Raw genomic sequence first — 17026 nt, forward strand, 5'->3', positions numbered from 1 at the left:
TGCTGAAAAGGTTGCCGACACATAAAGTGACCCAAATAGAAGAATTACTGCCACACCGCTGGAAATCCGACCAAAATTAAAAAATAGGCATGGGATTCAGCGGACGCTTACGGTGAACTTTCCAAATATCAAAAACAAGATAGCTAATGCAAGAGCGAAATGCTCCTCACAACTAATCGAGTTACGAGCATATCAGTCTGCCCTAAAAAGCGTGATAACTTCTTAAAAAAATTATCAAACACGTCCTGAAAAGGGAATTTCTTTATCGAATTCTTTTAAAGTCTTTTCGGTAATTGTATGGCTAGGTAAGACTGATTCAGGATGAACAGGCTTATCAACATCACTCATTTGGATACCTTTTTGCCGAATATGATAGGCAATCTGCTGCCATCTCTTTTTCCATTTTTGTTCTTTCTCCTGGAAATTGTTGATCTGTATCCTTAATGCAGCTATTTCCGCTTTTAACTCCTCAATAGTTTCGTCTAATACCTCTTTGGGGGTTACGCTGCCCTTGGATAAGGCCTGTTTAGCCACATCATAAGCTGCTTTAATTGCAGGCTTTGCTTGCATTGATTGTCGAGAAAATTTGAACCGATCTTCTAAAATTGCCCAAGTTAACTTTGAACCATGATGGCCTAATCCCCATTTTTTGAGTTCACGAATGATTCTCGACTCATCACGCTCAGTCATACGCTGAAATTTACTAGGCATTTGAGAGCTCCTCTAAATAAGCTTTTGGATCAAACTCAACTACACCGTTATCTTTTAGCTGCTTTGTCAGGACACCAATTTTCTTTTCATTATGCAACTCCCAATCTAAACCTTTCTTTACACGCTTTGATTGTTTTTGCTGGAGTACTGTCTCTTGTGCCTGTACTGTGATAGCCAGAATACGCTTTTGCTCCTCTAAACGCTTCTTATCGTCTTTAACCCACACATAATCCTTACAATCAGCAGAACATTGTAAATGACGTTCACAAGGCAATTGTGAGAAGTTATGGATGCATAATCCTGTCCCTACATCATGCACAGCTTGAACTCGTGCTTCTAGCACAGCATCTTGTATGCTAATAGGCAAATTAACTATCTGTTCAGCCAGCATTCCTCCAGCTTCACCATTTTTTATCTGCTCTCTAATAATGAGAGCTTTCTTTTCAGGACTGGTATGTTGATAAGCTTTTGTATCTTTAGGATCTGAGCGTCCGAACCATTCTGTTTGTAAAAGATCAGATAAACCACCTTCATCCAATATTGTATTTAGAGTATGCCTAAAATCATGGGTGGTGAATTCAGGAATATCTTCTATACCAACAAATTCAGTTACTAGGTCATCTATATATCTCAAGAAGGTAGTGAGCATTGAATGGGTACACTCTACAGGTAACCAGTAAGCTTCGCTCATACCACTAGACATTGTGTAATAACGTAAAAACATTAAATCGTGTAAATAATATTTTTTTCCGAATTGATCAGTATGAATTGGTAAAAGACTCCTTCGATTGAAATTATATTCACAGTAAGTTTTAAGCCCTTCATGGTTTGTATAACGTATTGGACTCTTAGGCTTATGACCTGTAGAAGTTAATTTTTCATAATCAGGGAAGACCAAACCATCCTTAGTCAATCTACTAGTGCAATCCAAAATATTAGGATTTATAAGTAGTTTCCTTAAATCTTCTTTATAAACTCTTTCAGGACAATTTTTTAAAAATCTAAGATCTACCGTTTGAGATCTATGCATTTCAAGAGCACTGTCTCGGCATTTCTCAGTAAGAGCATGAACCTCTGAAATAACATCTTCTAAGATATTTAATGTCTCTGAGGGTAAATATAATTTTTTTATAGGTGTGAATGTATTGCCTTTAGAGGTTTTTCGAGGGAAATACTCCAAATAAGCCACACCATCCTTATCAGTTTGAACCTTCTGAAAAGGCAATAAAGAAAGCTCAGAGAATCTCCTACCAGTGCAAGCAAAGAAAGTTAATAACAATATGTAAAAACGGTATTTATGATCTTTAGGTACATTTTGATATAGCTGTCCCAGCACTTTAAAGACCACTGGTGCTAATACCTTTTCATGGGTTATCAAAGTATCTGGATCATCTAATCGTTTAGTACCAACAGCATTTACAGATTCTGGTCTTTTTTGCTTGGAATATTTGTAATTAAGGAAATTCTTACATAGGCCATTTACATCAAGATGTGCTGCAAACTCTGCAACCGCCTTATGTAAATTGTAGGCTGTTGATTGTGAATAGTCTTTTGCAATCTCATTACAGGCACGCTCCAGATCCTCTCTAGTAATATCGTAAATCGAAACCTTACGCTGATTAACAAAAGTAGCGATATAACCAATAGCTAATACAAACTCTCTTTGATTCGATATGATTTGTTGTTTGGAGTGTAGCCTTAACAGGAATAAAGCTTTTGCTAATTTCTCCCAATCTCCTCCAATTCTATCTCCACCCAATTTTGGTGAGTAACTAAAGCTCATTGTAACCGAAAGACTATTTCTTCCGCTTTGTTGCAATAAACGTCCACCTGTTATTTCCCAAACTTCTTCATCCCACTGAATAAGTTCAAATCCCTCTAACTTTAATAATTTTGCCTTAGCAACAAGATTATTAAAGTTTACTTGTCGGTCGATTTGCAAGCTTGTTAAGAAAGGAATAACCTTTGATTTTCTTGGAACTTTTCCACTGCTCATACATATTCCTTTTTACAAACTTCTGCTACTTGGGCTACAGCAAAAATAACTTCATCCAACTGGATTCCTAAACGAGCATTTTCATATTTTTCTAAGCGCTCATTTCTGCTATTAAGGAGACTTTCCAGCACATATTCGTGGTCAGCATGTCTATAAGGCTGGAATTTTGGACATAAGTAACAAGAAAAGGGAGGATCTAAATGACATATAGAAGATTTACCACATACTCCAATATCTTCTATCTCATCTTCAATCTTATCTCCCTTAAAAACTAAATATTTTTCAGGGTTATCACCATTAATAGCATCCTCTGAAGAGTCAATAATATGTCCAGAGAAATAGCTAAGATATTGAGAGAATCCTTTTGCGATTGCCTTATCAAGCTGAATAACGATTTTACCCGCTAGCTCAAAATATACCTGGACATGCTGAGTATCAGTATGGTCCAGAATTTTAGCTAGAGCAGCTTTACTGATTCCTTCAGCAGCTAAACCTGTTGCAAGGGTATAGCGAAGTCTTCGAGTTGTAACATGCATTAACTCCTTTGTCAGAGGAGAAATAATATTGTGTCTTTTTACAAAACCTTTAATTAAATAAGTAATCATTGAAGAGGAAAAATTATAAGCATTCTCATAATCGCCAGATAATAGTGCTGCCTCATTGCCTTTTGTATTTAAAAATATTGGCTGGGGATTTGGTATTTTTTTACCCTCATGGTAGAGAACCGCATCAATTTCATTATTAGCTTTGATTAGGTCATGAATATACCCTGCGAAAACTCGATCAAGAAACTCTTCGACATAATCATCTCGTGGACTTAGTAGCCTCTTTTTAATACGTGGAATTCTTAAGACGTAAACAGGATCATCTGATTCAGGGGTTAAATTAACTAGATCGGAATGTCTTAAATAAGTTAAATTGGCTGGATTTCTGCCATAAGCAATAGAAAGAGCAACAGCAGCTTTTTGTTGTAAATGTTCGAATTCTTGGCTCTGATCTTTTTTTAAGGCCTGAATGAGTAGAGGAAGTTCCAAGCTATGATTTAAAGGTCCTAAGTCTGGATCTTCCATCCGTACAGCTTCGCCTTTAGGATTAGCAGGAATAGGCATAGTTTCCAACAAACTAGCATAAGCTGTTGAAAAACCTAATTCAGGATAATGCTCAGCTCCGTAAAAATACCATTGTATTGGTCTATATAATGTCCAAAGATTCTGCTCTTTTCGACCCAAATTAATCGCATTTTCAACTACTGAAATTAGAGTTTCTTCAATATCTTGAGCAGAGATTATTACTTCTATATTTTTCCGGAAAAACTTTCCCCAAACATCTTGAAAATGCTGCAAACCTGCATGAGTAGACACTCTTTCAATCTTTTCAATGATGAAAGATTTTAATACCCATTTTAAATTTTCATTTGGAATTTTTGAGAAATCCAATTTAGAAGTAGAAGTATCAATAGCATAGGGTAAGTTCCATAAATCACCTGCTGTATTTACCCGTTTCCCTTCACGACTAATAATAAAATCTGGAATCTCTCTCCAGCCCTTTTCATTTACAAATAATTCATATTGCACAGCTTTAGATGCCGAAAATTTCACGTTGATACTGTCCTAAATACTTATTGGCTTCCAATTCAGTTTCTTTAAATGTGTATACATCTTGAGAAGATAAAGAACTATCTCCTCTCAAATAAGCTAAGGTTTTTTTCCTATTTTCCTCTTCAATACCAGCTTCTCTTAGCAATCTCTCCATCGATGCAGAGAAAGTATGCCTTAGAGATTTAGGACTAAAATTAGGGGGCAGAACTTTCGAATGCTTTTTTCTCAAGATTTGAAAATATTGGGTAACAGATGCATGTGAAAGAGGAGTGCCTTCTTTATTAAGAATCAGATAATCCCATTCAATATCTGTCTGATTTCTTTCATCTAACATCTCTCTCCATGTTGTAATGTAGAGATCTAGTGCTATCGCAAGTGACTTATCATTGATTGCGAGCACCCGCCCATTTCTCTTAATTTGAGGTCTAGGTCTTCTTATATCCCGAGAGTCAGGTGGTCGCCGGTGTACTCGTATAGAAGATATTCCCCCAAGCTGTATATCTTCTACTCTCAAACTAAGCACCTCTCCAGGTCTAAAACCAAATGAGAGCATGAGCATAACCATAATATAGTTTCTATGCTCAATGGGATTCTTATTTCCCTTTTTAGGTTTGATTAATTTAATTAGATTAGACTGCTCGTTATCAGTTAACCCCTTTGAAAGGGTTCTGTTAGTCGGAGGAGAGGTTATAGAACAACGATCTAACAAGGATATAAGTCTTTTTTTATACTCAACGTAATATTGGTAATGATCTGAAGTAAAAGGCAACGTACCGATATAAGTCTCAATATACCAATTTAAAAACTGCTTAATCGTAATGAGTCTTTGATTGAAAGTATCTGGTCTCACAGCAATTTTAATAGTTCTATGTTTAATTTCATGATCCTTTCTTAGATACTCAACAAGACTTCCAACAATTTCTGCTTCTGTAAATGGTTTCTTGTAAATCAATCTTTCATGCAGATCAATCTTATGTATTTGCATCCACTGATAAAATAATTTTAATTCTCTTAGATTTCTTACCAATGTATTAGAACTAGAAGCCCGTTTAGACAAAATAAATTCATTAGGTAAAGGTATAGGCATTCCTTCATCATCTAAGAGTATGGGTAAAAGCTCTCCTCCTGATTCATGCAAGATAACCTCTATATCCATATAGTATTTTTCCTGATTAGATATGATTATTTTTAACATACTAACTTAACAAAAGAAATTATATATGCACTTTTAACTTAACATTTTTAAAGTTAAAAAAAATAGCTCCTCTTATTTACAAAATAAAAGGAGCTATTTCTTTAGATAAATATTTGAATCAAAATAAATTTAAAACAATATTATCTTTAATAACTTAACAAGTTATCTCTATATATGATCTAAAATGGAAGGTCATCATCTAGATCTGCTGCAGGTGCTGCTGTTGGAGCAGGTGCAGATTTTGGCGCAAAACCACTCGGGTTATTGTTGCCATAACCGCCGCCCTGGTTGTTGTTAAAACCGCCTTGCTGTGGTGCTGAACCATAACCTGATTGCGGGTTATTGCCATAACCGCCCTGGTTGTTGTTCGCCTGATTATTGTTATTAAAGCGTGGCTGGTTAAAGCTGCTCTCGCCCTGATCATTTTGAGGACGGCTAGAGTCTAGCATCTGCATTTGTTCACCACGAATTTCCGTCGTATAGCGTTCCTGACCATTCTGGTCAGTCCACTGACGGGTACGTAATGAACCTTCAATATATACTTTTGAACCTTTACGAAGATATTGCTGCGCAATTTCACCTAAACGGTTATGCAACACGATACGGTGCCATTCCGTTTGTTCTTTACGTTCACCGGTACTTTTATCTGTCCACGAATCGCTGGTTGCGATCGAGAATTGAGTGAGAGAGCCACCATTTGCAAAAGTTTTGGTTTCCGGATCTTTACCCAAAGTACCCACTAAAATAACTTTATTTACACCACGCATTTGCCGTTTACTTCCTATATATTTCTGTATTTTACTTTATAAGAGTTATGCTTAAATGGCTACCTCTTTACCCAACAAGTGCGTTAATTGTTGTCGCGAAGCATCATCAATCTGCTTTTTATCGACTTTTACATAGGCAACTTGCTGTTCAGACATCACCACGACCTCTTCAATACCACGAATCGCCAAAAGCTGAGAAGTCCATTCGTCAGTTTGTCTGCTTTCCGGCAAACGCAACACCAGTGATGACAGATAGCGTGGCTGAGCCAGGCCAAAACTCATCAGCAGCCAGATTATCGCGATCCCTGTCAGGATACTCCAGCCCATCGAGGTATTGTTCAGCAGTAATAATTGTCCGCCAATCATACCGCCAAAGAAAGCACCTAAAAACTGGCTGCTGGCATTTACGCCCATCGCGGTGGCTTTGGACTGGATCGGTGCCGCTTTCGACAACCAAGACGGCAACAGAGCCTCCATGACATTAAAGGCAATGAAGAACAGCCCTAGGCCAATCAGCAAGACATATTTTGATTCAAAACCAAATGCCATCACTATCAAACCCAGAATAATGCCAGTAATGGCCACCAGAAAAATCGCGCGCATTTTGTGGTATTTTTCTGCCAGGATAATACTTGGAAAAGCAAAAAACAGGCTCAGCACCAATAGCGGCAAATATACCCAGCCATGACTGGACAGTGGCAGATCAGCAAATTCGATCAGCTGCGAAGGTACATAGATAAACATCGCGGTGAGCAATAAATGCAGGGTAAAAACCGACACATGCAGACGATTCAGATCTCCGATTTTGATTACCTGTTTCAACTGTGCCAGATAGCCTTGCTGAAAGTTTTTATGATGCCGCGTGACTTTAGGCACCATCAACAGCATGGCAATCGCCGCCAGGCCCATCACCGTAGTCACCCAGAATAATCCCGAGATGCCAACCAGACCCGTCAGCCAAGGCCCCAGACTAAAGGCCACCACAAAAGACAGGCCGATACTCATGCCCATTATCGCCATGGCTTTCATGCGGTTTTCTTCACGGGTGACATCTGCCAGCAACGCCATCACCACAGCAGATACTGCACCACCACCGGCGATCGCTCGGCCGATAATCACGCCATAAATGGTGTCCGACATGGCCGCAATTGCACCGCCCAGCGCAAATAGTAGCAGCCCTAAAACCACCAGTGGCTTACGGCTGTAACGGTCGGCAATCAGGCTGAATGGAATCTGCAATAAAGCCTGGGTCAGACCATAGACCCCGACCGCCAAACCGATCAGTGCAGGTGTTGCATATTGATATGCCTGCCCTGCCACAGAAAACACCGGGATAATCATAAACAACCCCAGCATGCGCAGTGCAAAAATACTGCTCAGGGCAAAGGTTGAACGACGTTCTAAAGCATTCATCATAAATTATGGCGATTGGGTTAATTAATCTGGAGCCCAGATTATAGGACATTCAGCTCATTAATAAGACATGAATTTTATTTGAAATAAAGATGATGCCAATCTAAAAACAAAAAAGCGCAGCCGGAGCTACGCTTTTTATTCAGGAACAGCGCTTTATTTGTCTAAAGCCGCCTGACGCTTTTTGTATTGAATCGAGGCAAATACTGCCCAGACAATAAAGGCTACACCGATCAGACCGGTTACCACTTCTGGCACATGCAGACCGGTTCCGCTGGCAATCATAATGAAAGCCAGTGCACCGATGGCATAATGCGCACCATGTTCCAGATAGATATAGGCATCCAATGTGCCCTGCTCAACCAGATAAATCGTCATTGAACGGACAAAGATCGCACCAATTGCCAGACCCAGCATGATGATGACCACGTCTGAGGTAATCGCAAAGGCACCGATCACGCCATCAAAACTGAAAGAGGCATCCAGGACTTCTAGATAGAGGAAACCACCAATACCGGCTTTCACCACACCCGTCGGTACGCCATTTTCATCATGACGAATGGCATTGCCTTCTTCATCGACTTCCGGTTCACCACCGAGCATATGGCTCAGGACCTGCACCCCGATATAAATCACGATGCCCCAGATCCCCGCCATAGTCACTGCCAGACGCTTAGCTTCATCGACATTGGCTGCCATGATTAACAAGGCTACCAGTGCGATAAACACCGACATTGCCGGCACATTGGCCAGATTAGACAGACGGCGTTCCACCCGTCTGAACCAGTGCGTGTCTTTTTCTTCATCCAGGAAGAAGTTCAGGAACACCATCAACAGGAAAGCACCACCAAAAGCAGCAATCTCAGGATGATGTGCCATTAAACGTGCTGAATATTCTTTCGGATCATTCAGGGCCAGACGTACCACTTCCATAAAGCCCAGGTCTGCAGTCACTGCAACAATGACCACCGGGAAGATCAAACGCATCCCGAAAACTGCAATCAGAATACCGACTGTCAGGAACAGCATTTTCCAGAAATGATCCCAACCCCGTAGGACTGAGGCATTGACAACCGCGTTATCAAAGGACAACGACACTTCCATAATCGCCAGAATAGCGGTAATGGTCAGCGCTGTGAGCATGGTTTGCAGGCCTGCGTCAGGACCATGGGTATAACCCCAATACGCAGACATACCAAGACACACGATCGAAAATGCAATCGAGAAACCAAAATGTTTCAACATACACAACGACCTTGGATAAATTAAATAAATGTATGGCTGCGAGAGAGCAGCTATACGAATAGGAAAAGTTAAGCTAATTATGAAACTTTTAGCGCATAAACCAAAGCACTTCCTGAGCTGTTTTATCTTATTTTCTGTTTTTAAAATTTGCCGATCTTTTAAACAGCCCGATCTTTGCTATAGTGCCGCATGGTTTAACTTGAACTGCAAAGGATTTTCAGCATGAGTTTTTCACAAGAGGTATGGCAACGTAATCTCGGACTTTATCAGAAGACCCTGGCCCTGCCCTTTAATCAGCAACTGGCGCAAGGTACTTTAAGCCGTGAAGCCTTTAGTCATTATGTGATTCAGGATGCGCATTATTTACTGGCCTATGGCCGTGCACTGGCCGTGTGTGCCGCCAAAGCTTTTGAAGCGGACGATGTAATCCAGTTTGCCGAGGCAGCCAAAATTGCGATTGTGGTGGAACGTAGCCTGCATGATGGCTTTATGCAAGATTTTGGCATTAGCAAAGAGCAATTTGAGCAGACACCGTTGACGCTGGCATGTCATCACTATACTTCTTATCTGACTTCGACCGCCTGGTCAGAAAGCTACCCGGTGGTGCTAGCCTCGTTGCTGCCTTGTTTCTGGATTTATGCCGAAGTTGGTAAAGATATTGTCGACAACTCTGCGCCGAATAATCCGTATCAGGCTTGGGTGGATACCTATTCAGGAGAAGAATTCCACACTGCGGTGCGGAATGTGATTGCGACCGTTGACCGTGTTGCGGCGCGTGTTGATGCCGATACACTAGAAAAAATGCATGCAGCTTATACGCATGCGGCCCGTCTGGAATGGTTATTCTGGGATAGTGCCTTTGAGCAACGCCAGTGGCCTGGTCTGGATGAATAAGACGAATAGAAAAAGCCCTGTTTAAGACAGGGCTTTTCGGTTATAGCCGTTTAAAAAAATTTCTACTGTCATGAATTGATCATAAAAACGGCTTAGTCTGAAAAAAACAAGGATAGAACGGGCCGGTACGCTAGACCTAGCTATAAGCCCAAAATTGCCGCACAATAATTGAGAATAATTATCAATTAATAAAATCAATCCCGGAAAGAGGCAGATGATATGAATACTTTAGGCACCGAAGCGATTCGGGCATTTTTTACCCTGCAATGTTGCTGGTTCAACAATGAAGAAATCTATTTGGAACAAGGCTGTCCAGATTGTGGTTCGGCAGCGACTTATCTGATTTACCACACCAACACACATATCCAGAAACACCTGCTGAAATTTATTGAAAAGTATCGCTGTCATCAGGCGCGACGTAACGATTTGCTCGACCTGGATTTTTTCCAAAAAGACTATGAGGACTTTCTGCATATTCTGGAAAATGAAGTCAATTTTTATGCACGTTTGCATCATGATGTGCCACGTGACTGCTGCTTTGAAGAGATTGAATCTATCTTTGAACGCCGCTATGCAGCGGCTTGTTAGGTATTTACCTGACCTACAGTCATTGTGAATATTTAGACAATCTGCTGCTGTGTTTCTTAATGTTGTGATGAATTGACCAATCACCGACATAACTTGACGTTTAAAATACTTTTATTTGCACTTGAACATTTTTCATCCGGTATCATATAAGGGTTTTTGATGAATATTCTAGGATCCTTGCATGAGCCAAAGCCACATCCGTATTCGAGGCGCACGTACCCATAACCTGAAAAATGTGAACCTTGATATACCACGCGACAAGTTTGTGGTGATTACGGGACTGTCTGGTTCAGGTAAGTCCTCGCTTGCCTTTGATACCTTATATGCCGAAGGTCAGCGCCGTTATGTGGAATCGCTGTCTGCCTATGCCCGCCAGTTCCTCTCCCAAATGGAAAAACCGGAAGTCGATTCGATTGAGGGCTTGAGTCCAGCCATCGCCATCGAGCAGAAATCGACCAGTCATAACCCACGCTCTACCGTGGGAACCATTACCGAAATTTACGACTATTTACGTTTACTGTATGCACGTGTCGGTACACCGTTCTGTCCGGAACATGACCTGCCGATGGTGGCACAAACAGTCACTGAAATGGTTGATGCAGTCAAAGCACTGGAAGAAGGCACTGCGCTGTTATTGTTAGCACCGGTCGTGCGCGAACGTAAGGGCGAATATACAGCGCTGTTTGAACAGCTACAAAGTCAGGGTTTTGTCCGCGCCCGAGTGGATGGCGAGATCATGGAAATTGATCCACCACCTGAGCTGGATAAAAAGAAAAAACATACCATTGAAGTGGTGGTCGACCGCTTTAAGGTTCGTGATGATCTGGGTAACCGTATTGCAGAAAGTTTTGAAACCGCGCTACGTCTCGGTGGTGATATCGCAATTTTATCCTGGATGAAGGGCGAGCATAACGATCGTGTGTTTTCAGCCAAACACTCCTGCCCGGAATGTGACCGTGCAGTGGCTGAACTGGAACCACGCCTGTTTTCATTCAACAATCCTTTTGGTGCCTGTCCGGTCTGTGATGGTCTAGGGACCCGCAGCCATTTCAGTGCCGACAAACTGATTCCTAATCCTGAGGTCAGCGTTAGCCAAGGCGCGATTCGTGGTTGGGACCGTCAGCGTCCTTACTATTACAGCATGATCCAGAAAGTCGCCGAGCATTTCGGTTTTTCGCTAGAAACGCCGTGGAATGAACTGGATGCCGATACCAAGAAAAAATTTCTGTACGGCACCGGCAAAGAAAAAATTGATCTGAGCTATATCGATGAGCGTGGTCGTCGCCATAATCGGGTCATTCCTTTTGAAGGAATTTTGCCGCATCTGGAACGCCGTTATCGTGAAACTGAAAGTAATTATGTCCGTGATGATCTGGCGCAATATTTATCCAATGCTGCCTGTGATGCCTGTGATGGTTCACGTCTAAATGAAATTTCGCGTAATGTGAAAATTCTGGACAAGACCATTGCCGATATTACCCGTATGTCGATTGGCGATGCTGAAAGCTATTATCAAGACATTCATCTGGAAGGTGCCCGTGGAGAAATTGCCGACAAGATTTTCAAGGAAATCCGTGAACGTCTGCACTTTCTGGTTTCGGTCGGCCTGAATTATCTCAGCCTGTCCCGTTCTGCCGAAACTTTATCTGGTGGTGAAGCGCAGCGAATCCGTCTGGCCTCACAGATCGGTGCCGGTTTGATGGGCGTCATGTATGTGCTGGATGAGCCGTCAATTGGTCTGCATCAGCGTGATAACGACCGTCTGCTGCAAACCCTGATCCGTCTGCGTGATCTGGGCAATACCGTGCTGGTGGTCGAGCATGATGAAGATGCGATTCGTGCCGCCGATCATATTATTGATATCGGTCCGGGTGCCGGTGTGCATGGTGGGCATGTGATTGCCGAAGGAACGTATGATGAAATTCTGGCCAATCCGGACTCGCTGACCGGAAAATATTTATCCGGAAAATTAAAAATTGAAGTGCCGAAAAAACGGATTCAACCGCCTAAGCCTAAAGAACAGATCAAGCTAATGGGAGCATCCGGGCATAACCTGAAAAAAGTCGGTCTGACCATTCCTTTAGGTATTATGACCTGTGTTACCGGGGTGTCCGGTTCAGGTAAATCGACCTTGATTAACCGGACTTTGTTACCTTTGGCGGCGACCCAGCTCAATGGTGCCACCACTTTAACTTCGGAAAAGTTTGAATCGATTGATGGTTTACAGTTCCTCGACAAAGTGGTAGATATTGACCAGAGTCCGATTGGACGTACCCCGCGTTCCAATCCGGCGACTTATACCGGCCTATTTACCCCGATTCGTGAACTGTTTTCACAGACGCAAGAAGCCAAGGCACGCGGTTATGCTGCCGGTCGTTTCTCGTTTAACGTGAAAGGTGGCCGCTGTGAAGCCTGTGAAGGTGATGGCATGATCAAGGTAGCGATGCACTTCCTACCGGATATGTATGTGCCATGTGATGCCTGTCATGGCAAACGCTATAATCGTGAAACGCTGGAAGTAAACTATAAGGGCAAGAATATTTCCGATGTCTTGCAGATGACCGTTGAAGATGCCATGCATTTCTTCGATGCGATTCCGGTGATTCACCGTCGTCTGGAAACATTACATCAGGTCGGTTTGGGCTATATACGTCTGGGTCAGTCTGCGACCACTCTTTCTGGTGGTGAAGCACAGCGTGTCAAACTGGCACGTGAACTGGCCAAACGCGATACTGGTCAAACCCTATATATTCTGGATGAACCGACCACGGGTCTGCATTTCCATGATATTGCCAAACTGCTGGATATCCTGCATCAGCTCCGTGACAAGGGTAATACCATCGTGGTGATTGAGCATAATCTGGACGTAATTAAAACTGCCGACTGGGTGGTGGATTTAGGCCCTGAAGGTGGTTCGGGTGGTGGTATGATTGTTGCGGAAGGTACGCCTGAACAGGTCGTGAAAGTCAAAGCTTCACATACGGGTAAATTCTTGAAGCCGTTGTTGAAATAAAAATCTCCTCCTAGCCTCCTCTTTGATAAAGAGGAGGCATTCCCTCCTTTCGCAAAGGAGGGTTAGGGTGGATTAAAAAAATAAATCTATTCTTAAATTTGTTTGAGGGGGAACAAAATGCGATTTTCTGAAAGATATGGTTATAAGCCCGTACGTGACATTATTCAAAAAGAAAGTATAGATGATGCTTTAAAAAATGGTTTGTGGAGTGTTTTTCATAGCTATATTTGGAATCGGATTGAACATGGACATAATCAAAGCTCTTTTACCCGTAATTCAAATATATACTCGTTAGTAGAATCTTATTGGCTTAATCTTTTTAAAAACCCTACAGATACCATCCCTCAATGGACATCTGATTCTTTAAAAATAATTAGAGATTACTTTTTTAATTGTGCATGGCACGAAATTTATAGCTTGATTGAAGAAACAATTAAGCACTACCCCTATCAAAGAGTAAGTAATAAAGATTCATTTATAACTAATATCAACAATATGCTAGAGCGTGAAAATAGTGCTTACCGAATTATAAATGACGAAATCATTCCAATAACTTCCGAACAAGAAATTCAATCCATCGAAACTGCTTTAGAAAATACAAATCAATATTTAGGTGTTCAACAACATTTAAATAAAGCTTTAAAACTGATGTCAGATCGTCAAAAGCCTGACTATCGAAATTCGATTAAAGAATCTGTTTCGGCATTAGAAGGTATGTGTCAAAAAATATTAAAGAAGGACAAAGTAACTTTAGGTGATGCAATTGGTCAAATTGAAAAACAATATCCAATACATCCTGCATTAAAAGCCAGTATTAAATCTTTATATGGTTATACATCCGATGCAGATGGTATTCGCCATGCAATGTTAGACGAATCAAATCTTTCTTATATCGATGCAAAATTTATGCTTGTTGCCTGCACAAATTTTATTAACTATCTGATCGACAAAACCAGAGATCATCCAAATTAGATCACATGACTGGCGACATGGATGTTGCTTGTTTGACTGTGCTAATGGGACTTAGCATCAGTCGAACAAATGCATTTTGCTACTTTTGTGCAATTCAAAAGTAGCGAGAGCAGTCTTTTGAACTAAACCTCAGCCACCGCATTACGTCCCTTGGCCTTTGCGGCGAATAGAGCATCATCTGCATTTGACAATAAAGCTATCCAGGAGCCAGCACCAATCGCTACGCCAATACTGACCGAAATCTGAATCTCGTCTCCTGCTGCAGTCACAATATGGCGCTCAGCCACTTCAGCCCGGATTTTATCGGCCACAACCAATGCCTGCTGCATCTGGATATTTTCAATCAATACCAGAAATTCATCGCCGCCATAACGCACCAGCAAATCTGTAGCACGGACATTAGCTTGCAAACGCTCGGCCACCAGTTGAATCACCTGATCGCCAATAATATGCCCATATTGATCATTCACCTGTTTAAAATGATCAATATCAATAATCATCAAACAGGTCTGGCTCAATTGACCCGGCTGATTTTCCATAAAGCGGATATATTCTTCCAACGCAAAACGGTTGGCCAGCCCGGTCAAAGAATCGGAATGGGCAATATTCTTTAAACGGAACTCTAGCGCATCACGTTCTTGCAACATCTGTTGCAATTTCTGAATGGCAGCGAATAAAGAATCAGAATGATTCACTTCACGCAGCCGCATATCAATTTTCTGACGACCCGAGTTTTTAGACAAACTCAACAACATGCGGCGTGCCTGAATTAGCGGCAGAAAAACCTGTTTACGTGCAAAAATCATGGTTGAAATCGCGGTCAGCAATGAAATCAGCGATACCAACACGCTCCAGATCAAACGCTGCATATTGCTGTTCATTTCTTGAATAGCGGCATCTCTGCTGTATTGCAGTAGGTAAGTTTGCAGGTCTACCACAGTCGCAAATTTATCTACGATCGCCTCAGTCAGCTCTGTTCCGCTCAAACGGTAGTCACGTTGCTCCAGACTGTCACTGATCAGCTCACTCACAATTGGTAAGCCTTGCTGAATAAACTCGATTTCTACCCGCCGATGTAAACGAATGAATTCCTCGGTCTTATCTTGAGCAGGTTGAAGGGTATCAATCAAGGCCCACAAATAACGCACCTGATGTTGGGTCTGTAAAGAGCGGGTAATATTTTCAGTGGGAAGCGGAGCTTCAAAAGTCACATGCGCCATGATAGACGATGCGACACGACCAGCCTGATCACGTAAATCAGATAAAAATAGAATCTGGCTAATATAGTTATTCAGAGGGGTAGATGAGCTATCTGAAGCCACTGCCACGTCACGCAAAAGTTCACGGCAACTTTCCCAGGCAGCAAACATGGCCAGAATTGCCTGATCAAGTTCTTGCGCACTGCGTTGCTGACGCGGCATCCGGGTATAGGCATCAACCTGTGCACGTCCTTTTTTCAGGCTGATTTCAAGCTGTGAAAGTTGCTGATTCAGGTTGTTAAAACCGACCTCCGTCAAGACATCAACCGTCTGGGAGAGCTGCCGATCCACCTGTTGACGATAGCTGATTAACTCTTGCTGATGCTGGGAAAATTCCTGCACCGAACTGGACATGGCTTTATTGGCAGGCGCACGCTCACGCGAAATTTTATTCGCCAGATCAGCGACCTGCTGTAAGGCATTCAATTGTTGATAGGTTTGTCTGGATTTTAAATAACTTTGACTGCTACTTACAATTAAGGGAATACAGATGCAAAGCAAACATAAAATAATAATCGACATTGACCAGTACAAACGTTTACTGATCCACTCAGAGCGTAAGGTATTCATGCTGTTGTATTACGCCCCAATATGACAAGCAAAGCTAAATAGATTGATTATTATACAAATAAAACAGGATGGTCTTAAAGCCTTTAGTCTTACTTCACTTATGTTTTTAATGAATTTTTATCATCTATTATTTTCAGATACTTAAGTTAGTTCATTTGAAACTTTAATGCAGGGTTTCATAACCACAATTCCCTATAAAGTCTTACAAAAACAAGGGAACTTAAGCAGCTAAAAAATATAAAAACTTGCTTTCTGCACTATTTACACCTGCAACAAATAGGTGCATAATGCACCGCATTAGGGCGAGTTAAATTATTCCTCAGCAGATATTTTAGTTTACCCGCAAATTTGGCGAAAAAAGCCCGATTTTCTATGAAAATCGGGCTTTTTTTTAGCTATTGAATTTTAGACCTCTATTTTTACTTTTCAATATGCACTATTTTGGCGCTTAAAATTATTCTAATATTTATTTTTCTCATCTTGTTTTGAGTTGAAGGTTTTTTCAGAAACAGAATGATCTGAATTAAAAAATGCGGGACAAAAAAAAGCCCAACCTTGGGGAAAGCTGGGCGATAAAACAAAAAATTGTGGAGAATCAGGCTAAATCACTATGAAAATGTGAACTCTAACTTGATTTTCATATTATGTAAAATTCCCCTGAAAATGTAAAGCCGATTGCTTCAGTCAAGATTATCTCTGTACACGACAAATTTCATAGGACCCTTGTCCTATCAGGCTTTTTCTTTCTTAAAATTGCTAGCACTTTCTTAAATTCTTCTTTTTTTCCAAAACCAATCAAACGTAG

12 protein-coding genes are annotated in these 17026 nt (G+C 41.3%); 4 read left to right on the top strand and 8 right to left on the bottom strand.

Features of this window, described 5'->3' with window-relative positions:
- Positions 1-234 precede the first annotated feature (234 nt).
- The 7 genes from WFH18_RS13635 to WFH18_RS13665 all read right to left on the bottom strand — a co-directional run bounded on the left by WFH18_RS13635 (position 235) and on the right by WFH18_RS13665 (position 8925).
- Complete coding sequence (locus WFH18_RS13635) at positions 235-711, bottom strand: hypothetical protein (protein ID WP_005095125.1); 477 nt, start codon at positions 709-711, stop codon at positions 235-237.
- Positions 704-2707 (bottom strand): hypothetical protein, encoded by a 2004-nt coding sequence (locus WFH18_RS13640; protein WP_004281395.1) that lies wholly within the window; start codon positions 2705-2707, stop codon positions 704-706. Before WFH18_RS13640 ends, WFH18_RS13635 begins: the two co-directional genes overlap by 8 nt.
- Positions 2704-4305, bottom strand: coding sequence for a site-specific integrase (locus WFH18_RS13645; RefSeq protein WP_005095123.1), 1602 nt, complete (start codon positions 4303-4305; stop codon positions 2704-2706). The genes WFH18_RS13640 and WFH18_RS13645 overlap by 4 nt, the downstream gene beginning before the upstream one ends.
- Positions 4286-5461: a tyrosine-type recombinase/integrase gene (locus WFH18_RS13650; RefSeq protein WP_005095121.1), complete on the bottom strand. Its 1176-nt coding sequence runs from the start codon at positions 5459-5461 to the stop codon at positions 4286-4288. Before WFH18_RS13650 ends, WFH18_RS13645 begins: the two co-directional genes overlap by 20 nt.
- Positions 5462-5679: 218 nt before the next feature.
- On the bottom strand, positions 5680-6267 hold the full coding sequence (gene ssb / locus WFH18_RS13655) for a single-stranded DNA-binding protein (RefSeq protein WP_004281391.1): 588 nt from the start codon (positions 6265-6267) through the stop codon (positions 5680-5682).
- 51 nt (positions 6268-6318) lie between these two features.
- Positions 6319-7683, bottom strand: a complete 1365-nt coding sequence (locus WFH18_RS13660; RefSeq protein ID WP_017398000.1) for an MFS transporter — start codon at positions 7681-7683, stop codon at positions 6319-6321.
- A gap of 153 nt (positions 7684-7836) precedes the next feature.
- Positions 7837-8925 (bottom strand): DUF475 domain-containing protein, encoded by a 1089-nt coding sequence (locus WFH18_RS13665; RefSeq protein ID WP_336755048.1) that lies wholly within the window; start codon positions 8923-8925, stop codon positions 7837-7839.
- A gap of 222 nt (positions 8926-9147) precedes the next feature.
- Between WFH18_RS13665 and tenA the strand changes: the two genes are divergently transcribed.
- The 4 genes from tenA (at position 9148) to WFH18_RS13685 (ending at position 14392) form a co-directional block, all read left to right on the top strand.
- Complete coding sequence (gene tenA, locus WFH18_RS13670; RefSeq protein WP_004729210.1) at positions 9148-9819, top strand: thiaminase II; 672 nt, start codon at positions 9148-9150, stop codon at positions 9817-9819.
- Between the two features lie 219 nt (positions 9820-10038).
- Positions 10039-10407, top strand: a complete 369-nt coding sequence (locus WFH18_RS13675; protein ID WP_336755051.1) for a hypothetical protein — start codon at positions 10039-10041, stop codon at positions 10405-10407.
- A gap of 181 nt (positions 10408-10588) precedes the next feature.
- Positions 10589-13420 (top strand): excinuclease ABC subunit UvrA, encoded by a 2832-nt coding sequence (uvrA, locus tag WFH18_RS13680; protein ID WP_336755053.1) that lies wholly within the window; start codon positions 10589-10591, stop codon positions 13418-13420.
- 117 nt (positions 13421-13537) lie between these two features.
- Positions 13538-14392 carry an AbiJ-NTD4 domain-containing protein gene (locus WFH18_RS13685; RefSeq protein WP_336755055.1) on the top strand — a complete coding sequence of 285 codons (855 nt, stop codon included), beginning with the start codon at positions 13538-13540 and terminating at the stop codon, positions 14390-14392.
- 122 nt (positions 14393-14514) lie between these two features.
- Here the strand turns inward: WFH18_RS13685 and WFH18_RS13690 are convergent, their stop codons facing one another.
- Positions 14515-16221, bottom strand: coding sequence for a GGDEF domain-containing protein (locus tag WFH18_RS13690; RefSeq protein WP_336755057.1), 1707 nt, complete (start codon positions 16219-16221; stop codon positions 14515-14517).
- Positions 16222-17026 lie beyond the last annotated feature (805 nt).

It is taken from the genome of Acinetobacter sp. USHLN143 (assembly GCF_037145695.1).
Classification (GTDB): Bacteria; Pseudomonadota; Gammaproteobacteria; order Pseudomonadales; family Moraxellaceae; genus Acinetobacter; species Acinetobacter fasciculus.

Coding starts and splice junctions, on each gene's coding strand:
- WFH18_RS13685 (WP_336755055.1), top strand. CDS start 13,538: ATGCGATTTTCTGAAAGATATGGTTATAAGCCCGTACGTGACATTATT.
- WFH18_RS13665 (WP_336755048.1), bottom strand. CDS start 8,925: ATGTTGAAACATTTTGGTTTCTCGATTGCATTTTCGATCGTGTGTCTT.
- WFH18_RS13675 (WP_336755051.1), top strand. CDS start 10,039: ATGAATACTTTAGGCACCGAAGCGATTCGGGCATTTTTTACCCTGCAA.
- ssb (WP_004281391.1), bottom strand. CDS start 6,267: ATGCGTGGTGTAAATAAAGTTATTTTAGTGGGTACTTTGGGTAAAGAT.
- WFH18_RS13640 (WP_004281395.1), bottom strand. CDS start 2,707: ATGAGCAGTGGAAAAGTTCCAAGAAAATCAAAGGTTATTCCTTTCTTA.
- WFH18_RS13660 (WP_017398000.1), bottom strand. CDS start 7,683: ATGATGAATGCTTTAGAACGTCGTTCAACCTTTGCCCTGAGCAGTATT.
- tenA (WP_004729210.1), top strand. CDS start 9,148: ATGAGTTTTTCACAAGAGGTATGGCAACGTAATCTCGGACTTTATCAG.
- WFH18_RS13650 (WP_005095121.1), bottom strand. CDS start 5,461: ATGGATATAGAGGTTATCTTGCATGAATCAGGAGGAGAGCTTTTACCC.
- WFH18_RS13635 (WP_005095125.1), bottom strand. CDS start 711: ATGCCTAGTAAATTTCAGCGTATGACTGAGCGTGATGAGTCGAGAATC.
- WFH18_RS13690 (WP_336755057.1), bottom strand. CDS start 16,221: ATGAATACCTTACGCTCTGAGTGGATCAGTAAACGTTTGTACTGGTCA.
- uvrA (WP_336755053.1), top strand. CDS start 10,589: ATGAGCCAAAGCCACATCCGTATTCGAGGCGCACGTACCCATAACCTG.